Raw genomic sequence first — 19,350 nt, 5'->3', positions numbered from 1 at the left:
ATCAGTGCCTGTGAAACACTAAATATTAAATACTGTTGATTAAGCCATCTGCTTAGATTGCCTATTGATGAAACCCTCAGTTAGTTTCGACTGAATACGTTGGTTCAAAGAGTCCAAGTGACATCGCCTGCTTAACCACTCCCATGATATCGCTATCAACGATGTCAAATAGGGTATCCAAATCATCAATCACATAATAAATCGGTTGGATATGGTCAATTCGATAAGGGGTACGTAGCACATCAAGCAAATCAAATGCTCGATGTTCAGGTTGAGGCGGGTTTTGACTCTCATCACTGAGCGCATAGAGGGTTTCAGAAGGTGAGCTTAAGATGCCGCCGCCATAGATTCTGCGGTCTTTACGGCTATTGCCCACTAAGCCAAACTCAATGGTAAACCAATACAGCCGTGCCAAAAACCATCTTTCTTCTTTTGTTGCACTCAGCCCAAGCTTGCCGTATGTCTCATTAAAAGCAGCAAACGCAGGATGGGTCAGCAGTGGACAATGTCCGACGATTTCATGAAAGATATCAGGCTCTTCGATGTAATCCATATCATCAAAGCGGCGGATAAAAGTCGCTACAGGAAAGCGCTTATCTGCCAGCAGTTTAAAGAACTTTCCAAAGCTGATGAGCGCAGGCACGGCAGCAGTCTGCCAACCTGTGGTGGCTTGCAGTACTTGATCGATATCCTGTAGTTGGGGAATATGTGTGCTGGGTAGATCTAACTTTGTTAAACCCTCTAGATATTCTGAGCAGGCACGGTTTGGTATTTGCTTAGCTTGACGCTCAAGCAAGGCCTGCCACATGGCATTTTCATCATCACTATAATGAATATCACCATTGGCATCAGGCTGATGCGACACGTAGGGTTGCTTATTTTGGCGTTCCATGCCGATGTTCCTTTTCCATTCGTTCATTCTATTTGAAGCATTACTTTAGATTTATTACCTGAATGATTACAAGATTGATAGTGACCGTATCAATCATCACTAAATCAATCATTATTCAATAAGCTGCTACTAAATAAACAGCTACTAAAGTTAATGGTGGCAAGACAAACTCCTTTTGCCCTGCCATATTTGTTTACTGACTGACGGACTCGCTATAGCTAGAAATGATACTATTCTGCTTCAGTCTCTGACTGACCGATGGTACCGCGGCGCAGTTGGTCACGCTCTATGGATTCAAACAACGCCTTGAAGTTACCTTCACCAAAGCCTTCTTCGTAATCGCCTTTGCGTTGGATAAATTCAAAGAATACTGGGCTACCCAGAATAGTTTCTGAGAATATCTGTAATAGCAGACGCGGTGTGCCGCCTTCAGTGGTGCCATCTAACAAGATACCACGAGTTTGCAATTCAGAAACGCTCTCACCGTGGTTTGGTAAACGCTCGCTCAGCATTTCATAGTAAGCAGCAGGTGGCGCTGTCATTAGTGGGATACCAGCTTCTTTTAGCTTGTCGATGCTGGCGAATAAGTCATCACTGGCTAAAGCAATATGCTGAATACCTTCACCGTTAAACTGCATCAAATACTCTTCGATTTGTCCACCACCCTGCTTAGACTCTTCGTTTAACGGAATACGAATTTTGCCGTCAGGTGCGGTCATTGCTTTACTGGTCAGTCCTGTATATTCGCCTTTAATATCAAAATAGCGAATTTCACGGAAGTTAAAAATGCGCTCATAGAAGTTCGCCCAATAAGCCATACGGCCACGGTAGACGTTGTGCGTGAGATGGTCAATGACTTTAAAGCCATAGCCAACAGGGCGTCTATCAACCTCTGGGAAGAATTCAAAGTCGACGTCGTAGATAGATTCACCATCTTTAAAACGGTCAATCAGATAAATCAGTGAGCCGCCGATACCTTTAATAGCAGGAAGTCTCAGTTCCATGAATCCTGTCGGTACCTCTACTGGCTGGGCGCCATTTTCAATCGCCAGCTCGTAAGCTTTTGTAGAATCTTTAACCCGAAACCCCATGCTACATGCCCCTGCACCATGCTCTTCGACGAAGTAACTGGCTGGGCTTCTTGGTTCACGGTTAAGGATTAAGTTGATATCACCTTGACGGTATAGAGAAACGTCTTTGGATCTATGGTTGGCAACATGAGTAAAACCAAGCTGCTCAAATAGCGCTTCCACCGCTTTAGGGTTGGGCGAGGCGAATTCAACAAAATCAAACCCTTGTAATCCCATGGGGTTTTCGAATAAATCTGCCATTGTAATCATCCTTAATTTCAATTGGTGAGGTAAAGATCAGTGTAAAAAGTTGTATATATCAATAAATGTTATTGACGATGTATTTATATTAGATTAGCTTCATTTATAAGACCAATCGTATTTTATGATTTATTTATCAGGTTTTCTTATGAATATCAGCATTCGCCAATTGAACGCCTTTATCAAAGTCGCTGACAGCGGTAGCTTCACCCGTGCCAGTGAGCAGTTATATTTAACCCAGTCTGCCGTCAGTGGATTGATCAAAGAGTTAGAATCAAATCTGGGTATTGTGTTATTCGACCGCACTACCCGCCAGTTATCTTTGTCGGTAGTAGGACGACATTTATTGCCGCAAGCGCGCCGAGTACTGAATGAGATGCAGCTGTTTGAAAATGAAGCGAGCAGCCTGATGAGCTTAGCGCAAGGTCAGGTACGACTGGCAGTCTCGCAGTTTGCCGCGTCCTCTATGCCTGCAGTCATTGCTCAGTTTGCCAAAGAATATCCTGATATTAGTGTGTCGTTGCTTGATTGCTCAGCCGAAAACGTCCTTGAGCACATTCAAGACATCGAAGTAGATTTGGGCGTCGGCACCGAGCTTGGTTTTATGGAAAGCGAGGATGACATTAGTGCTGATTTGGTATATGAGCTACCGTTTTGCGTCGTCATGCCTGACAACCATGTGCTGGCTCAAAAAAGCGAGCTCACTTGGCAGGATTTAATAGACAACCCTTTGATTACTTTGCAGGGCCCTTTTCTTGAGCAAGTAACCGCCGAGCTTGATGAAACCATTGCAGCACACATCCAGCAAGCGCGCTATAAGGTAAACTTTATGTCGACAGCGCTTGAGATGAGCCGCCAAGGTTTTGGTATTACCTTGTGCCTGCCTTATATGCCTGAAGTGATTGATTGGGTGAGTGCCAATGGCCTACAAATGCGGCCGCTATCTCAGCCTGTAAAAACACGGCGGTTTTTTATTTACCAACGCTCCTCTCGAGCGATGTCACCCGCTACTATCGCTTTTAAGCAGTTTTTGCAAACCTATTTTTCCAATCACTTTAATGACTTACATCAGGTTTAACTGGGAGATGTGCGAGAATTGAAAAGATTGAAAGTGACTCATCATACTGTTTGGCTGATAAAGAAATTACGTTAGAGATAAATCTAACATTGAGTTAATCGTCAATCTGGTTTATGCTTTTTAACGGCTTTGTCTCTATTCTTGTAAGGAAAAAAAATGTTTGAACGTATTGACTACTATGCTGGTGATCCAATCTTAGGGCTAATGGACAAGTTTGCACAAGATAACAATCCAGATAAAGTGAATTTGGGTGTGGGTGTGTATTATGACGAAGACGGCAAAATGCCAGTGCTTGAGTGTGTAAAAATCGCTGAAAAGCGCATTGCAGACCCAATCTCTCCTCGTCCTTATTTACCAATGGAAGGCTTGCCTGGACACCGTAAAGGCTGTCAGGATCTTTTGTTCGGTAAAGATGCCCAAGTCTTAAAAGACGGCCTCGTCGCTACCATTGCTACTATTGGTGGCTCTGGCGCATTGAAAGTGGGTGCTGATTTTATTCATCAGTGGTTCCCGCAATCCAAATGCTACGTCAGCGACCCAACTTGGGGCAACCACATTGCCATCTTTGAAGGGGCTGACGTCGAAATCGGCAAATACCCATACTACGACCAAGCCACTGGTGGCATCAAGTTTGATGAGATGATTGCGTTTTTTGAAACATTGAATAAAGACGACGTGATTTTATTGCACCCTTGCTGCCACAACCCAACGGGCGTGGACTTGACTCAAGAGCAGTGGGATAAAGCACTAGAGGTCATTCAAAAGCGCGAACTGATTCCATTTATGGATATCGCTTATCAAGGCTTTGGCGAAGATATGGACAGCGATGCTTATGCCATTCGCAAAGCTGTGGACATGGGTCTGCCATTATTTGTGAGCAATTCATTCTCCAAAAACCTATCACTATATGGTGAGCGTGTCGGCGGCCTGTCCGTGGTTTGTCCAACAGCAGATGAAGCTGAGCGCGTCTTCGGTCAACTGACCTATACAGTACGCCGCATTTACTCAAGCCCGCCATCACATGGTGGCCGTGTGGTCGATATCGTCATGAATGACGAAGCCCTGCATGAGCAATGGGTTGGCGAAGTCTATGCGATGCGTGACCGCATCAAAGCGATGCGCATGAAGCTAAAATCCGTGCTAGAAGCTAAAGTCCCTGGTCGTAGCTTTGATTACCTCACTGCTCAAAACGGCATGTTTAGCTTTACAGGATTAACGCCTGAGCAAGTCGAACGTATGAAAGATGAGTTTGGCATCTATATGGTCTCCAACTCACGCATGTGTGTGGCTGGCTTAAATAATGCTAACATTGACTATGTCGCCAATGCGATGGCAGAAGTATTAAAAGACTGATCCTTTCAAAAGTATTTTAGATAGATATTTTAATAAAAAGGTTGGGCGTTGGCTCAGCCTTTTTTTATTTGTCTTTTTTATCGACCTCAGGTTTGTTAAACATTCACATGTCTACTCATAAAGCCATAATATAATACGCTGATAAGAACTTGAGCAATCGCTCAATAACACGTACAATACTTTTTAAGAAGCTCATCAAGCTACTCCATAAATAAACACTTGGTATCAGTAAACACCTCTTTGCTTGCCTCACTATTTAGCCGGACATTTCATGATCAAAAGAATACTGTTGATATTGATATTAGCGGCAAGCTTTTTTTATTTTGATCTCAACGAGCTATTAACGCTTGAAGGCTTAAAAAACTCAATGGATCAATTTAGCCAATACAAAGCACAATCTCCCTTATTGGTTATTGGCGTCTTTTTTTTATTGTATGTTTTGGTCACCGCGATCTCCTTACCGGGCGCAGCCGTTCTCACCCTTGCTGCTGGTGCGCTATTTGGCTTAGCTGAAGGCTTACTCATTGTCTCTTTTGCCTCTAGTATTGGTGCTACCCTCGCCTTTTTAACCTCACGTTATTTATTGCGTGATACGATTAAACAGCGCTTTCCTGAACGCTTAGCAGCCATTGACACTGGGGTTGAAAAAGAAGGCGCTTTTTACTTATTCACCCTGCGCTTAGTACCGATATTTCCGTTCTTTTTGATTAATTTACTCATGGGCGTTACCGCGATTAAAGCGTGGACTTACTATTGGGTCAGCCAAGTCGGTATGCTCGCAGGTACTTTTGTATTCGTTAATGCTGGCACGCAGCTGGCGCAAATTGACAGCTTGTCAGGGATTTTATCGTTTAATTTGCTAGTCTCATTTGCGTTATTGGGTTTTTTCCCACTTATCGCAAAGGGAATATTAACTGTGCTAAAAAAGCGCCGCGTTTATAAAAACTATAGCAAACCTAAAAAGTTTGACCGTAACATGATTGTGATTGGCGCTGGTGCTGGCGGGCTAGTCACCAGCTATATCGCGGCGACCGTCCGAGCAAAAGTGACACTAATCGAAGCAGGCGAAATGGGTGGCGACTGCTTAAACTACGGCTGTGTACCCAGTAAAGCCCTTATTAAAAGTGCGAAAATCGCAGAACAGATGCGCAATGGTGAGCGTTATGGCTTAGAAAATACGTCACCAGAGTTTTCATTCAAAAACGTCATGACACGCATCCATAAAATCATCGCTGACATCGCTCCAAACGATAGTGTCGAGCGTTATACGGACTTGGGTGTCGAAGTGTTAAAAGGCTATGCTAAATTTATCGACCCATGGACGGTAGAGATTGCGCTAAACGATGGCGGCACACAAAGACTAACCGCACGCACCATCGTTATCGCTACTGGCGCGCGCCCATTTATACCAGACTTGCAAGGTTTGGAAGAAACCAGCTATGTGACCAGCGATACTATATGGAACAAGTTTACTGAGCTTGATGAAGCACCGAAAAAGCTAGTGGTACTTGGCGGCGGGCCAATCGGCTCTGAACTGGCGCAAGCTTTTGCACGCTTAGGCTCCAATGTGACCCAAATCGAAAGAGGCGCGCGTCTTATGAAAAAAGAAGACGTGGAAGTCTCTGAATTTGCACAGAAAGCACTCACTGAGAGTGGCGTAAACGTCTTAACCTCGCATCAAGCGATTCGCTGTGAAGCTCGCGATGGTAAAAAGTTCATTATCGTTGAACCGCAAGGCGAGAGTATAGTTAAAAAAAGCAGTACAGATAAGCAAGAAATCGCTATTGAATATGACGAATTGCTTTGTGCCGTTGGACGCAGTGCGCGCTTAGAAGGCTATGGCTTAGAAACATTAGGGATTGAAACTGAACGTACCATCGAGACCGATGACTATCTAGAAACCCTCTACCCCAATATTTACGCTGCTGGTGATGTCGTCGGCCCTTATCAATTTACTCAAGTGGCCTCCCATCAGGCATGGTATGCGGCGGTAAATGGTTTGTTTGGACATCTAAAGAAGTTTAAAGTCGATTATCGCGTGATTCCGTGGACGACTTTTATTGATCCAGAAGTCGCACGCGTTGGCTTAAATGAGCAAGAGGCTATTGAAAAAGGCATCGACTTTGAGATTACCCACTACGACTTTAAAGACTTAGATCGTGCGGTGACGGAAAGCGCCAACGATGGCTTTATCAAAGTCATTACGCCAAAAGGCAAAGATAAAATACTCGGCGTGACCATCGTCGCTGAGCATGCTGGTGATTTAATGCCGGAATTTATATTAGCGATGAAGCATGGCTTAGGGCTGAATAAAATACTCGGCACCATTCATATGTACCCGACATGGGCGGAGGGTAATAAATACGCGGCTGGTGAATGGAAACGCAATCATGCGCCTGAAACGGTATTAAGCTGGCTTGAGAAATACCATACATGGCGTCGAGGTTAATTAGCCTTCCAGTGAAACTCGATGCTGTTGCAATTCATTAATTTCATCGTCTTTTAGACGATCGATTTTTTTAGAAATAAGTGCTGTTGGGATAATTTTTTTGAAGCCTCTGGAGTGACGAAGTCACACAGCAAGCGAAGAAAATTTGTACCAACAACACGCTTCAGAACCTATAACTGAATGACATTTAACACGGGTTATAACGAGAACATAAATGTACGTTATTAAATCTTTACTAGCTTTGCCAACGCTAAAACATCTAAGCCGCTATAGCACCTATGCTATGGTGCTTAGCGTTTGCATTGGCATATCAGCAAGCACTGCCTCACCCACTACCGATGACCTTAATCAAACTTTATCATCTTGGCAGCAGATAGAAGCCCAAGGTAAAAACCAAGACGTTTACTTCTATGCATGGGGCGGTGACCCGCAAATAAATGCCTATCTACAGTGGGCCGCTGAAGAAGTGGATGACAAATATAATATTAATTTGGTTCATGTCAAATTGAGCGACACCAGTGAAGCCGTTAGTCGCGTACTCGCGGAAAAGTCTGCCAACAACAATGATAAAGGCAGCGTTGATCTCATCTGGATAAATGGTGCCAACTTTGCCACCATGAGTGAGAATTCGTTGTTGCTGAAACAATGGGCGAACAAGATGCCTAACTTTGCCTTGACCGATCCATACAACAACCCTGCCGTTAACTTTGATTTTGGGGTACCGACCAATGGTATGGAAGCGCCATGGGGACAAGCCTCGCTGACCTTTTATTACGACAGCTTATCAACCGACAAACCACCAACCACCCTGAATGAACTAGTCAATTGGACAGCGCAAAACCCAGGACGTTTTAGCTACCCAAAGCCGCCTGACTTTTTAGGAATGAGCTTTTTAAAATACGCGTTAGTCATGCTGCACGAAAAGCAGGATGCTAAAACAGGCGGAAATATAAAAGCACAACTCAACCTGCCAGCCACTGAGCAGAATACAAACATGATATTAGATCCCTTGTGGATATTTTTAGACGATTTGCATCCCACCCTATGGCGCAAAGGTGAGCAGTTCGTACAAACGGGCGCACAAATGCGGCGTTTGGTTGATGATACTGAGCTTAGCTTAGCCTTCACATTTTCCGCGCCGGAAGTGCCTGCGGCAGTGCAGCGTTATGATTTACCCCAGAGCATTCGTAGCTATGCGATGAGCGATGGCAGCTTAAGTAACACCCATTTTGTGGCCATTCCTTATAATGCCAGTCATCCGCAAGCCGCGCAGCTAGTGGCAAACTTTTTGCTGAGCCCAGAAGCACAAGCAAAAAAGCAAACGCCTGCTGTATGGGGTGATAAAACTGTACTCGTGCAGTCGACGCTCAGCCCTGAGCAACAAGCGCTATTTAAAACCGATAAATCGCACCCGAGCGCCCTGCCCTTTGATAGCATTAAACGCACAATAAGCGAACCACATCCAAGCTGGGTTGATGCCATTATGCAAGGCTGGCAGACACGCTATGGGGTCAGCCCATGAGTGAAAATTTTAACGATAAAAGGGCTGATGCAAACACTGGAGTGATAGCGCTCTATAAAACAGACCTATTTACGCGCATTGTATCTTTAAGTCCGAAATTTTTACTGCTACTGCTGATATTACCCGTACTCGGTGGTTTGCTCAGCGTGCTGTTGCCTGCCTTTAGCTGGGTGCCTGCACTTGAGCAAACGACCATTAGTCTACAAGGATTTAACGATCTTTGGCAGACACCTGGTCTTACCCAAATGCTGGCGTTAAGTATTGCCACTGGATTAATCAGTACCCTATTCGCTTTTTTCATGACCTTAATGATATTGGCGGCATTTTTTAATAGCGTTTGGCTGACCCGTATTGAACGTTTACTAAGTCCAATCTTGGTCATTCCTCATGCAGCAGCAGCCATTGCGGTTGGCTTTTTAATTGCGCCTTCTGGTATGTTTTCACGCCTTATTTCACCGTGGCTAAGTGGCTGGGAGTTGGCGCCAAGTGGTATCTTTCCACATGACCCCTACGGCATCAGCATCATTTTGGGTTTAACCTTAAAAGAGCTGCCGTTTTTATTACTCATGGCATTAGGCGCTTTGGCACAACCAGAGCTTGGTAAAAAGCTGCGTCAACAATATAAAGTTGCGCTAAATCTCGGCTATTACCCCATCACTGCCTTTTTTAAAGCCGTGCTCCCTATCCTCTATCCTTTTTTACGTTTGCCTATCTTAGCCGTGCTTGCCTATGCCAGTGCTAGTGTTGAGATGCCATTGATATTGGGCCCAAACACGCCGCCAACGCTGGCGGTCACTATCATGCAATGGTTTAACGACGTAGATTTAAACCTACGTATAAAAGCCTCGGCGGGCGCGTTATTACAATTGGCGTTAACGGGCGGTTTAATCGCCTTGTGGCTTGGTAGCGAAAAAGCGATAAAAGCTTGCTTCAATGGCACATTGATAAATGGCAAGCGCCACTATGCTGATGCACTATGGCAAAAAATCACCGTCGCGTTGACCACTGTGGTGATTGGCTTTATCTTGCTGGCGCTCATTGGACTGGTCATGTGGTCAGTGGCTGGTTTTTGGCGTTTCCCAGCTGCATTGCCAGAGCAGTTAGTGCTATTACATTTTCAAAGTGCCTTTACGCAAATGAGTACGCCGTTATTTAATACCATTACGATCGGTATCGTGAGTACCGTATTTGCCATTGTGCTGACTTTATTATGTTTGGAAGCTGAGCAATTAAGTAAAAAACCTATTTCAACGTTTACCAGTTTCATTATCTATCTGCCGCTGTTAGTGCCCAGTATTGCCTTTTTATTTGGTTTGGTGTGGTTGCAACAATTGGTAAATAACCAAACGGCATTTTTTAATGTGGCGTTCACCCATCTGCTCTTTGTGCTGCCTTATGTGTTTTTATCACTTGCCAGCAGCTACAGGCGTCTAGATCCGCGTTTTGCTCATGTCGCCGCAAGCCTTGGTGCAACCCCAGCAAAAGTATTTTTGCAGGTGAAATTACCCCAGCTGTTTGCACCGATTTTGATTGCCTTTGCGCTTGGTCTGGCGATTAGCTTTGGTCAATACTTGCCGACGTTACTGGCAGGCGGCGGACGTATCGCCACCATCACCACCGAAGCGGTGACCCTTGCCAATGGTGCCAGTAGGCGCACCAGTGCAGTGTATGCCATCATCCAAATGATACTGCCATTAATTGGCTTTATATTGGCATGGGTATTGCCGAAGTATTTCTTTAAAAGTGGCACTCGTTAGAAATAACATCTATAAGCGCTCCACTTTAAAGAAACAGTTGGCGTAGGCTGTGGCTTTAGCCCAGCTTAAATCTTTGCAAAAGCAAAATGCTGGGCTAAAGCCACAGCCTACGTTCGTCCATACTAAGTTAAGAGTCAGATAGCTGTGAAAATATCAGTCGTTAAAAACGCAAAAAAGGGTCCTTGATGCAATCATCTTTACAGATAAAAGACTTACAGTTATATCGACAAAGCCAGCTATTACTAAGCCTAAATGAGCAAATTACTGGTGGTGAAATATTGACCGTCATGGGCCCATCTGGCAGTGGTAAATCGAGCTTGTTAAATTGGCTGACAGGTACCTTATCAAATGGTTTTACCGCTACTGGTGAGGTTTGGTTAAATGATAAGAATGTAAGCCATCTGCCGACGCACCTGCGTCACATTGGAGTACTGTATCAAGATGCCCTACTGTTCTCACATTTATCGGTAGCGGGTAATATTGCTTTTGCGATGCCTAAAAGCAATAAAATGGGCGATAGAAAACAGCGCCATGAAAAAATAGAACAAGCGCTTGTACAGGTTGGATTAGCAGGCATGGGAGATCGTCATCCTGACAATTTATCGGGCGGACAACAAGCACGAGTGGCGCTACTTAGAACGCTATTGAGCGAGCCAGAAGCGATACTGCTTGATGAGCCTTTTAGCAAGCTCGATACCCAGCTAAGAGTAGATACACGCCAACTGGTATTTGAGCAAATTCGCACTCATAAACTCCCCGCTATCATGGTCACGCACGATCATAGCGATGCTGAGGCCGCAAAGGGTAAAGTTATTCATCTAAAACTATAATTTTATGCTTATAGTTTTAGATATAAACATTAAACATTAAACATTAAAAAAATACAGCTAATTCATTTAAAACCGGTAGCTACTAGAATGATTTTTACTTGCTTGCTGTGTCTACGCTGACAGAGGCTGCGCAAAATTCATTCCGGTAGCATGCAGATATTAGCGTATCGATTTTATTTAGGACTTACCATATAAAAGGCAAGCGCATGCTAGACAAGTTTCTTACGCCCATGATTAAGCCGATACTAGCCCCTGTGGTCGTTGTCTTGCACAAGCGCGGCATCACGGCTGATCAACTCACGGTGGCGGGCTTTTTAATCGGCATGTTAGCGTTGCCATTACTGGCGTTTGAGCTTTGGTATAGTGCACTTGCAGCGATTGCGCTGAATCGTATTTTTGATGGTCTTGATGGCGCGCTAGCTCGTCATGCACAGCAAAGCTCAAGTGCAGGCGGCTACTTAGACATTACGCTCGACTTTTTATTTTATGCAGCAGTGCCGCTGGGTTTTATCTTGGCAAATCCTGCACAGAACGCCATTGCTGGCGCTTTATTACTTGCTACCTTTATCGGCACAGGCTCTAGCTTTTTGGCGTTTGCCATCGCCGCGGAAAAGTTTAAACTGGATAAACCACAGTTCAAATATAAAAGTTTTTATTATTTAAACGGTTTGACTGAAGGTACTGAGACTATTGCGCTGTTCGTGGCCTTTTGCATTTGGCCACAGCACTTTGTACTACTCGCTAGCATTTTTGCCACAGCCTGCGCGATTACAATTTTTACCCGTATCCATGGCGGCTATCATACCCTTAAACAGCTAGAGGCTGATGCCATGGTCGGTTCAAAATAAAAGAAAATGGTAAAACATCCTGCCGTTTTAAACTCTCAAGAGGTAAGCAATGACTAACGAAGTATGGTGGCGGCTTGGGTTCTTTTTGAGCATTTTAGTGATTATGATGCTGATTGAATGGCGCATGCCTGCACGTAAAGCGCCGATCAAAAGCCGTAAACGCTGGTTCGCTAACTTTGGCTTGGTGTTTGCGTCATCCCTTATTGCTCGTCTAGCGGTGCCTGTCGGTCTAACGGCTGTGGCGCTTTATAATCAGCAGCATGGGATTGGTTTATTTAATATTATCGATTTGCCAAGCATTGTTGTCATCATATTAAGCTTAATATTGCTCGACATCATTATCTACTGGCAGCACCGATTATTCCATCGTGTGCCTATCCTGTGGCGTTTGCATAAAGTACATCACGCTGATGCGCATGTTGATGCCAGTACAGGCCTTAGGTTTCATCCGATTGAAATCGTTTTAAGCATTCTAGTAAAGCTCGTTGCCGTCAGCTTATTGGGCGTCCCTGCCATTGCGGTACTGATTTTTGAGATTGCGCTAAACGGCTTGGCGATGTTTAACCATGCCAATATTCGTTTGCCACCCGCAATTGAAAAGCCACTGCGCTTAATATTAATGACGCAGATTTTGCACCGTATCCACCACAGCCAACGTGTGTCTGAGACCAACTCAAACTATGGCTTTAGCGTTATCTGGTGGGATTGGATTTTTGGTAGTTATAAAGGCGATGCGCAAAAGTCTGATAACGAGCTAGATATTGGGCTAAAAGAGTACCCCTCACCCAAACAAAACGCTTCACTATGGGGATTGCTAGCGATGCCGTTTAGAAATAAATAAGCCATAGCTAGATTCCTGAAAGCTCCAAACAACTACGCTTCCCATAAGCAACCGAAGACGGCCAATCAGCTGCTGTCTTCGGTACATCTTGCCCAGTATCCATAATCTTGGCAGCATTAATCCAGCCAGCATGACCAATTGCTAGTATTGGGGTGTTGCCTTGTTCAGCCAAAACTTTATTCAACCACCCTTCAACACGATCAAATAGCTGCTGCAGACTTTCCCCTTTATCAGGGGCAAAGTGTGCAAAGTTATTACACCAGTCATCAATCTCTTGCTTAGCGATTTGCTCCCAAGGACGACCGTCCCATTCGCCAAAATCAATCTCCGCAAGCTCAGGCGCGACTCGACATTGAAAGCCACGTTGCGCCAGTATCTGTCCGACTTTTAGGGAGCGTTGTAATGGGCTTACCCAAATGACTTTAGGTAATTGGTGCAGATGCACAAAGCGCGCGATTTGATTGGCAAGACGTTTTAATTTACGCCTATCTACTCCGATATCCGTCTGACCGATACAGATACCCTCAGCTGCGATGGGCTTAGGATGACGCCAGATATAAAGAGTCATTAATAATAATTTTCCATGTTTGTCTTTCTATTCGATTTCCACACTTAGTGTCCACGCTTAGATAAAAGGTATAGCCGCTGCCAAACCTGCATAAATGGCAACTTCACTCAGCTGTTGTGTCGCTCCTAAACCATCACCAGTATAGCCATCCAGACGCCTACGTAATAAGCGCCGCATATAATCAGTGGCAACTAAAGCCAACACCAAAGCCAATAACCACTGACCGATGCTAATCTGCTGTATGGCATTAGGAAATATAACCATCAATAAAACTACTGCCACGAGCAACCAACCGCTACTGAATAACCCTTGTAACGGTGTCAGCTGCTGCGCCATCGGTTTGGCCTTGGCATGTTCTATCTCACCGCCATACGGCAGCAGCGCAAGCAGGCTAATACATAGCAAACGCGATGCAGTATGGCCAATAATCAGCGCGACGATAGCCACCGATAACGGCATGGTGGCTAATAAGGAAATCTTGAGCAGTAATGCTGACACCAAACCTAACACGCCATAAGTCCCTAGGCGTGAATCTTTCATAATGGTTAACGTGCGCTCACGTGTCAGACCGCCACCCAAACCATCGCAACTATCCGCAAGACCATCTTCGTGAAAAGCGCCTGTAAGCTTAATTCCGAATACCGTACTCAGCACTGCAGCGACTAAGGGCGTAAATAAAACACTAGCAAGCCAAAACACGCCAGCGCAAAGTAGCCCAACCAGCAAACCGACTGCGGGAAAATGACGGCTGCTCTGATGTAGCCATTGCGGATTGTAGTTTTTGAATGGCGGAACTGGCAATCGGGTCAAAAACTGAATGGCGACCAGTAACAATATCCATTCATGCTTTATAAACTGCCCAACACTTGGTTTAGGCGATGACTGCTGTAACGGCTTTGGCTGATTTAATAACTGTTTTGATTCTTGCTTTGATGGTTTTTTTGATAATTGTGACATTAACTGTTTTGCTCACTAATACCCGCGTCACTAAAGCTTGCCATCTCATTGATAATGGCACAAGCGGACTGCAATAGTGGATAAGCAAGCGCCGCTCCGCTACCCTCGCCCAAGCGCATACCCATATTGAGTAATGGCTCAGCATTAAGTAATTTTAATAAATGCGCATGTCCTGGCTCGACTGAATGATGGGCGAAAATAGCATATTGAGCGACACCTGGTGCTAGGCGCTCCGCAACCAGTAAAGCACTGCTGGCAATAAAGCCATCGATTAATAAAATACGGCGTTCGCTAGCAGCCTGAATCAGCGCACCTGCCATCATAGCTATCTCAATTCCGCCTAATGCAGCGAGCGCGTCCAATGGAGAATGTGCCTCATTATGACGCACTAATACTTGCGTTAAAATATCCGTCTTGTGCTGTAGCCCTGCATCATCAAGCCCGGTACCACGACCGATACAATCAGCAATCGGCACATCACCTAATCTCGCCAACAAAAGACTCGCCGCTGAGGTATTACCAATGCCCATCTCACCGACGATAAGCAAATTACCCGTTAAGTTCTCAACCACTTTCATACCGTTCTTTAGCGCAGCTAAGCATTCTGCTTCGGTCATGGCAGGTTCTGTTAGCGCGTCTCGGCTACCATGACGAACTTTATAATCAAGCAATTGTGGATGGTCTTTAAAAGGAGAATTGGCAAAGTCTGCATCCACACCAGCGTCGACTACTTTTAGCTCGATATTGTGCTGGCGTGCCAAGACATTGATAGCAGCGCCACCTTGCAAGAAGTTATAAACCATTTGCGCGGTGACGGCACTTGGATAGGCTGAGGTTCCATGCTTAGTTAAACCATGGTCAGCGGCGAACACTCGAATCTGTGGTTGGGTAATATGCGGTGTAAGCGTCCCCTGAATCATGCCCAATTGCAGTGCCAGTGTCTCTAAGCGACCAAGTGCACCAAGTGGTTTGGTCTTTAGATCTATAATCTGTTGCAGCTGCTGGCGTAGTTCATTATTTTCTATATTGGCAATGGTTGGTGCGGTAAAAGCGGTCAAGGCTATCATCCTAAAAGTTATAAATGGAACAGGGCACTATGGTAGCAGATTATCCCATTTATAATGATATGATTAGACTAATTGCACGATCCAAACTTACGTAATTATAAGAGCACTTCATGAAAATTTTAATCGCCCCTGACTCGTTTAAAGAAAGCCTAGAAGCAATCGAGGTGTGCCGCGCTATCCAATCTGGATTTAATCAGGTTTTTCCTGATGCAGACTATACATTATTGCCCATGGCAGATGGCGGTGAAGGCACCTCTGCGGTGTTGTCCTACGCGCTTAGTGGACGTTGGAAAAACGTAGATGTGAATGATCCATTAATGCGACCCATCACTGCCAAATATCTGTTGTTAGAAGATAAGACAGCCGTGATTGAAATCGCGCAAGCCTGCGGTTTGCACTTATTAACGAATGAAGAAAGAAATCCGCTCATTACCAGTAGCTACGGTGTCGGTGAACTTATCGCTGATGCTTTGGGCGAAGGCGTCAAACGCATCATTATCGGTCTGGGCGGTAGTGCCACCAATGATGCTGGTCTTGGTATGCTCATGGCCTTAGGAATGAGTTTCTATGACCATGATGGCAAGCCTTTGGCGCAAGGCGGTAACGAACTGGCCAACTTAAAGCAGATAGACGGCTCAACCCTTCATCCAAAGCTGCGAGATACGGTCTTTGAAGCCGCTTGCGATGTGACCAATCCGTTATGCGGATCTTCAGGAGCCAGTGCTATCTTTGGGCCACAAAAAGGCGCCAGTCCCGAGCAAATCGCACTATTGGATAAGGCATTAAGTCGCTTTGCGATGGTATCTGGACAGCACGGCTATCAGGATTACCAAAATATAGCAGGCGCAGGTGCAGCAGGCGGTCTTGGCTATGCCTTAATGACCTTTTGTGCTGCTACCCTTAAATCAGGCTTTGATACCGTCGCTGAGACTGTCAGTCTAGAAGAGCATATTGCTAACGCTGACTTAGTAATTACTGGCGAAGGTAAGCTTGACGCACAAACTTTAATGGGTAAAGTCGCTGGCGGTATCAGTCAACTTGCAAAAGCCAATGGTAAACCTATAATCGCTATTTGCGGTAGCGTTGACGGCTTAAATCTTGCTCAGACTACTGGGTTTGACGTCGTCATGCCGAGTATTCAAAAGCTGGACATCCTTGATAAGGTACTAAGTAATGCTTATGAGAATATTGAAACTACCGCGGTCAATATTGCCGCTGCCATGAAGCTAGGGCAAGTTATGAAATAGAAATAGCCCGCAAGTTAATTCATTGACCATCATCAAATCTAAATATCGCTATTCTTTATAATTTTACAACCATTTTTTTACCTCGTTGATAACAGTTTGCATTCTATTGGGTAGGGCTTGCTGCCGCCGTACGGCAAGATATAGCGTTTCACTCACTGGCGTTGGCAAGCGATGACTGTTAATAAGCTCAGGGTTTGCGTACGCTGCAACCGCGTGTGCTGGTAATACGGTAAAGCCAAGTCCCCTACCGACAGGCTCCAAAATCAAGCCAATTTGATTAGAAAAACCCTTTTTCTTAAAGTCATTAATATGCTGAAACTCGCTATAATTTGCGCTTAATAACATACTGGCATGATGGGCACCGTCAGGATGATCGATAAACCCAAGCTGAATGAACGCCTCCCAACTTGGTTCATTAGTAGTCGCAGGCGTCACCAGTATTAACGCTTCTTGAGCTATTGACTGGCAACTTATTCTCTCATCATCTGAGATATCCGTCATAAATCCAATATCAATGTCGTGATTCGCAAGCGCTCGCTCTATATCGCTATTTGGCGCAAAGCGATAGTCAATCACCAATTGTGGATACTGTTGTTGTAAGGTCAAAAGCTGCGGATACAACTTTAAGCCCACGCTACCAGGAGACATGAGTCGCACTAACCCTGCAAAGGCGGGGTCGTCACCGATACGCTGTTCTAGATTTGCTAAACGCTGCAAGATATCATCCGCTTCCCTATATAACTGTTCGCCGGCATCCGTTAATGAAAACTGCTTCCCTTGGCGGATGAGCAAGTCGACATCTAACTGACTTTCAAGCTTACGTATGTGCTGACTCACGCCTGATTGGGTCATATGTAGGCGCTCGGCAGTGCGGGTAAAGTGCCCCACCTCAACAAGGGTACAGAACGTACGTAGCCACGTGATATTCATCATTACGATACATACTTATCTTTATAAGAAATGATAATTTTACGTAATGGATATAGCTTTGTAAACTACTCCCATATCAAAACAGGAGTATGAATGATGAATAACGTTTATCCAAGAAGCTTTTCGCACATTGGTCTTTCCGTCCCTGACCTAGAGGCGGCAGTAAAATTCTATACTGAAGTGATGGGTTGGTACACCATCATGGAGCCGACCGAAATTGTTGAAGATGACAGCCCGATTGGCGAGATGTGTACGGAAGTCTTTTGCTCAGGCTGGGGCAGTTTTCGTATCGCTCATCTCTCAACTGGTGACCGTATCGGTGTTGAAATCTTTCAATTCAAAAATCAAGAAAACCCTGAAAACAACTTTGAATACTGGAAGACAGGTATTTTTCACTTCTGTGTTCAAGATCCAAATGTAGAAGAACTTGCTGAGCGCATCGTCGCAGCAGGCGGCAAAAAGCGTATGGAAAAACCGCGTTATTACTACCCCGGCGAAAAACCTTACCGTATGATTTATATGGAAGACCCGTTTGGCAATATCGTTGAAATATACAGCCACAGCTATGAGCTGATTTATAGCGAAGGCGCATATTAGGTACAGCGCTTAAGAGTAAAGTAACGGTTTATGTTAAAAGTTAAAAAAATCGGACTTATCTCTACATGTCGACTTGTTCTTAATAAAGATATGAATAGCGCACTCATATTATGAATGCGCTATTTTTATTTATGCAATTTCAATATCAGCACTCTATTGTATAATTTATAAGTCATGCTACTATTTAGAGTATTATTCAGATGCTTTTTTAGATCTTTCCTTACGTTTACATACCAATTATCAAGGATGATAAATGAATACCACAAACACAGACGTCCCTACTACTGACACTAGCGAACCATTAGTTATCAGAGAAGACAGTAAAGATTCAAACGGCGTCGTTACCCTTACTTTAAACCGCCCTAAACAATTCAACGCGCTATCGGTCGATATGTTATCCGCTATGCAGGCAGAGCTGGACAGCATCGCCCAAGATAGTAATATACGTGTGGTCGTCATTGCGGCGAATGGCAAGGCGTTTTGTGCAGGTCACAATCTAAAAGAGATGCGTGCAAACTCAGACGAAGCATTTCACAGCGCGTTATTTAAGCAGTGTAGTCAGATGATGCTGACCATCAATCAGATGCCGCAAGTAGTGATCGCTAAGGTACAAGGCATTGCTACCGCCGCTGGGTGTCAACTGGTGGCAGCGTGTGACTTGGCAGTGGCCTCTGATGACGCTAAGTTTGCGACTTCTGGGATAAATGTTGGACTGTTTTGTTCAACCCCTGCCGTTGCCGTCAGCCGCAACCTATCTCGCAAGCAAGCTTTTGAGATGCTTATCACGGGTGAGTTTATCGATGCAAATACGGCCTTGCAGCAAGGACTGATTAATCGTGTCGCGCCAGCGGATCAGTTAGATGCAACGTTGCAATCTTTAATCGATGCCATTACCGCCAAATCCTCTGTCGCTGTCAAAACAGGCAAGGATATGTTCTATAAACAGTTGGACATGGACTTAGCGGATGCTTATGAATATGCCGGTAAAGTGATGACTTGTAATATGATGGCAGACGATGTCAGCAAAGGCATTGACGCCTTTATCGAAAAGCGCCATGCGGTATGGACGGGACGTTAATCGCT

General features: G+C 44.8%; 17 protein-coding genes. 11 read left to right on the top strand and 6 right to left on the bottom strand.

Annotated elements, in window-relative coordinates; translation table 11 throughout:
- Positions 1–76: 76 nt before the first annotated feature.
- Positions 77–892 (bottom strand): phenylalanine 4-monooxygenase, encoded by an 816-nt coding sequence (gene phhA / locus JMY01_RS04455; protein WP_201574414.1) that lies wholly within the window; start codon positions 890–892, stop codon positions 77–79.
- Positions 893–1,122: 230 nt separating this feature from the next.
- Positions 1,123–2,223, bottom strand: a complete 1,101-nt coding sequence (gene hppD / locus JMY01_RS04450) for a 4-hydroxyphenylpyruvate dioxygenase (protein WP_201574413.1) — start codon at positions 2,221–2,223, stop codon at positions 1,123–1,125.
- A 148-nt stretch (positions 2,224–2,371) separates the two neighbouring features.
- On the opposite strand from hppD, the gene JMY01_RS04445 reads away from it, so the two are divergent.
- The 8 genes from JMY01_RS04445 to JMY01_RS04410 all read left to right on the top strand — a co-directional run bounded on the left by JMY01_RS04445 (position 2,372) and on the right by JMY01_RS04410 (position 12,901).
- Positions 2,372–3,301 carry a LysR family transcriptional regulator gene (locus tag JMY01_RS04445; protein ID WP_201574412.1) on the top strand — a complete coding sequence of 310 codons (930 nt, stop codon included), beginning with the start codon at positions 2,372–2,374 and terminating at the stop codon, positions 3,299–3,301.
- Between the two features lie 156 nt (positions 3,302–3,457).
- On the top strand, positions 3,458–4,654 hold the full coding sequence (locus JMY01_RS04440; RefSeq protein ID WP_201574411.1) for an amino acid aminotransferase: 1,197 nt from the start codon (positions 3,458–3,460) through the stop codon (positions 4,652–4,654).
- Positions 4,655–4,925: 271 nt separating this feature from the next.
- Complete coding sequence (locus tag JMY01_RS04435) at positions 4,926–7,103, top strand: FAD-dependent oxidoreductase (protein WP_201574410.1); 2,178 nt, start codon at positions 4,926–4,928, stop codon at positions 7,101–7,103.
- Between the two features lie 214 nt (positions 7,104–7,317).
- Entirely contained in the window at positions 7,318–8,625 is a 1,308-nt protein-coding gene (locus JMY01_RS04430; RefSeq protein WP_201574409.1) for an ABC transporter substrate-binding protein, read from the top strand.
- Positions 8,622–10,382: an ABC transporter permease gene (locus JMY01_RS04425; protein ID WP_201574407.1), complete on the top strand. Its 1,761-nt coding sequence runs from the start codon at positions 8,622–8,624 to the stop codon at positions 10,380–10,382. The genes JMY01_RS04430 and JMY01_RS04425 overlap by 4 nt, the downstream gene beginning before the upstream one ends.
- Positions 10,383–10,567: 185 nt before the next feature.
- On the top strand, positions 10,568–11,212 hold the full coding sequence (locus tag JMY01_RS04420; RefSeq protein ID WP_201574406.1) for an ATP-binding cassette domain-containing protein: 645 nt from the start codon (positions 10,568–10,570) through the stop codon (positions 11,210–11,212).
- Between the two features lie 206 nt (positions 11,213–11,418).
- Positions 11,419–12,060 (top strand): CDP-alcohol phosphatidyltransferase family protein, encoded by a 642-nt coding sequence (locus JMY01_RS04415; protein WP_201574403.1) that lies wholly within the window; start codon positions 11,419–11,421, stop codon positions 12,058–12,060.
- 49 nt (positions 12,061–12,109) lie between these two features.
- Positions 12,110–12,901: a sterol desaturase family protein gene (locus JMY01_RS04410; RefSeq protein ID WP_201574402.1), complete on the top strand. Its 792-nt coding sequence runs from the start codon at positions 12,110–12,112 to the stop codon at positions 12,899–12,901.
- A gap of 7 nt (positions 12,902–12,908) precedes the next feature.
- Here JMY01_RS04410 and JMY01_RS04405 read toward each other — a convergent pair whose 3' ends face one another.
- From JMY01_RS04405 to cobT, 3 genes are read right to left on the bottom strand one after another with little or no spacing between them, the layout of a single operon-like run.
- A complete protein-coding gene (locus JMY01_RS04405; RefSeq protein ID WP_201574400.1) occupies positions 12,909–13,469 on the bottom strand; it encodes a histidine phosphatase family protein in 561 nt (186 codons plus the stop codon).
- 57 nt (positions 13,470–13,526) lie between these two features.
- Positions 13,527–14,426 carry an adenosylcobinamide-GDP ribazoletransferase gene (gene cobS, locus JMY01_RS04400; RefSeq protein ID WP_201574398.1) on the bottom strand — a complete coding sequence of 300 codons (900 nt, stop codon included), beginning with the start codon at positions 14,424–14,426 and terminating at the stop codon, positions 13,527–13,529.
- The gene (cobT, locus tag JMY01_RS04395) at positions 14,426–15,484 is read right to left on the bottom strand and encodes a nicotinate-nucleotide--dimethylbenzimidazole phosphoribosyltransferase (RefSeq protein ID WP_201574396.1); all 1,059 of its coding nucleotides are present in this window, start codon (positions 15,482–15,484) and stop codon (positions 14,426–14,428) included. The genes cobS and cobT overlap by 1 nt, the downstream gene beginning before the upstream one ends.
- 119 nt (positions 15,485–15,603) lie before the next feature.
- On the opposite strand from cobT, the gene JMY01_RS04390 reads away from it, so the two are divergent.
- Positions 15,604–16,740 (top strand): glycerate kinase, encoded by a 1,137-nt coding sequence (locus tag JMY01_RS04390; protein WP_201574395.1) that lies wholly within the window; start codon positions 15,604–15,606, stop codon positions 16,738–16,740.
- Between the two features lie 63 nt (positions 16,741–16,803).
- On the opposite strand, the gene JMY01_RS04385 is transcribed toward JMY01_RS04390, so the two are convergent.
- Entirely contained in the window at positions 16,804–17,673 is an 870-nt protein-coding gene (locus JMY01_RS04385) for a LysR family transcriptional regulator (protein WP_201574393.1), read from the bottom strand.
- A 90-nt stretch (positions 17,674–17,763) separates the two neighbouring features.
- Here JMY01_RS04385 and JMY01_RS04380 point away from each other — a divergent pair, with 90 nt between their 5' ends.
- Both JMY01_RS04380 and JMY01_RS04375 read left to right on the top strand, forming a co-directional pair.
- Positions 17,764–18,267, top strand: coding sequence for a lactoylglutathione lyase family protein (locus JMY01_RS04380; protein WP_265089838.1), 504 nt, complete (start codon positions 17,764–17,766; stop codon positions 18,265–18,267).
- A gap of 253 nt (positions 18,268–18,520) precedes the next feature.
- Positions 18,521–19,345 (top strand): enoyl-CoA hydratase, encoded by an 825-nt coding sequence (locus tag JMY01_RS04375; RefSeq protein ID WP_201574391.1) that lies wholly within the window; start codon positions 18,521–18,523, stop codon positions 19,343–19,345.
- The last annotated feature ends 5 nt before the right edge of the window (positions 19,346–19,350 follow it).

This window comes from Psychrobacter sp. H8-1, assembly GCF_904846575.1.
GTDB lineage: Bacteria > Pseudomonadota > Gammaproteobacteria > Pseudomonadales > Moraxellaceae > Psychrobacter > Psychrobacter fulvigenes.
The sequence above is the reverse complement of the archived record's forward strand: the minus strand, read 5'-3'. Positions and strand labels throughout refer to the sequence as shown.

Bases quoted from the DNA above. Each gene is read 5' to 3' on its own strand.
- JMY01_RS04415 (WP_201574403.1), top strand. From the start codon at position 11,419: ATGCTAGACAAGTTTCTTACGCCCATGATTAAGCCGATACTAGCCCCT.
- JMY01_RS04435 (WP_201574410.1), top strand. From the start codon at position 4,926: ATGATCAAAAGAATACTGTTGATATTGATATTAGCGGCAAGCTTTTTT.
- JMY01_RS04440 (WP_201574411.1), top strand. From the start codon at position 3,458: ATGTTTGAACGTATTGACTACTATGCTGGTGATCCAATCTTAGGGCTA.
- hppD (WP_201574413.1), bottom strand. From the start codon at position 2,223: ATGGCAGATTTATTCGAAAACCCCATGGGATTACAAGGGTTTGATTTT.
- phhA (WP_201574414.1), bottom strand. From the start codon at position 892: ATGGAACGCCAAAATAAGCAACCCTACGTGTCGCATCAGCCTGATGCC.
- JMY01_RS04380 (WP_265089838.1), top strand. From the start codon at position 17,764: ATGATGAATAACGTTTATCCAAGAAGCTTTTCGCACATTGGTCTTTCC.
- JMY01_RS04390 (WP_201574395.1), top strand. From the start codon at position 15,604: ATGAAAATTTTAATCGCCCCTGACTCGTTTAAAGAAAGCCTAGAAGCA.
- JMY01_RS04430 (WP_201574409.1), top strand. From the start codon at position 7,318: ATGTACGTTATTAAATCTTTACTAGCTTTGCCAACGCTAAAACATCTA.
- JMY01_RS04375 (WP_201574391.1), top strand. From the start codon at position 18,521: ATGAATACCACAAACACAGACGTCCCTACTACTGACACTAGCGAACCA.
- JMY01_RS04405 (WP_201574400.1), bottom strand. From the start codon at position 13,469: ATGACTCTTTATATCTGGCGTCATCCTAAGCCCATCGCAGCTGAGGGT.
- cobS (WP_201574398.1), bottom strand. From the start codon at position 14,426: ATGTCACAATTATCAAAAAAACCATCAAAGCAAGAATCAAAACAGTTA.
- JMY01_RS04425 (WP_201574407.1), top strand. From the start codon at position 8,622: ATGAGTGAAAATTTTAACGATAAAAGGGCTGATGCAAACACTGGAGTG.
- JMY01_RS04420 (WP_201574406.1), top strand. From the start codon at position 10,568: ATGCAATCATCTTTACAGATAAAAGACTTACAGTTATATCGACAAAGC.
- JMY01_RS04410 (WP_201574402.1), top strand. From the start codon at position 12,110: ATGACTAACGAAGTATGGTGGCGGCTTGGGTTCTTTTTGAGCATTTTA.
- JMY01_RS04385 (WP_201574393.1), bottom strand. From the start codon at position 17,673: ATGATGAATATCACGTGGCTACGTACGTTCTGTACCCTTGTTGAGGTG.
- JMY01_RS04445 (WP_201574412.1), top strand. From the start codon at position 2,372: ATGAATATCAGCATTCGCCAATTGAACGCCTTTATCAAAGTCGCTGAC.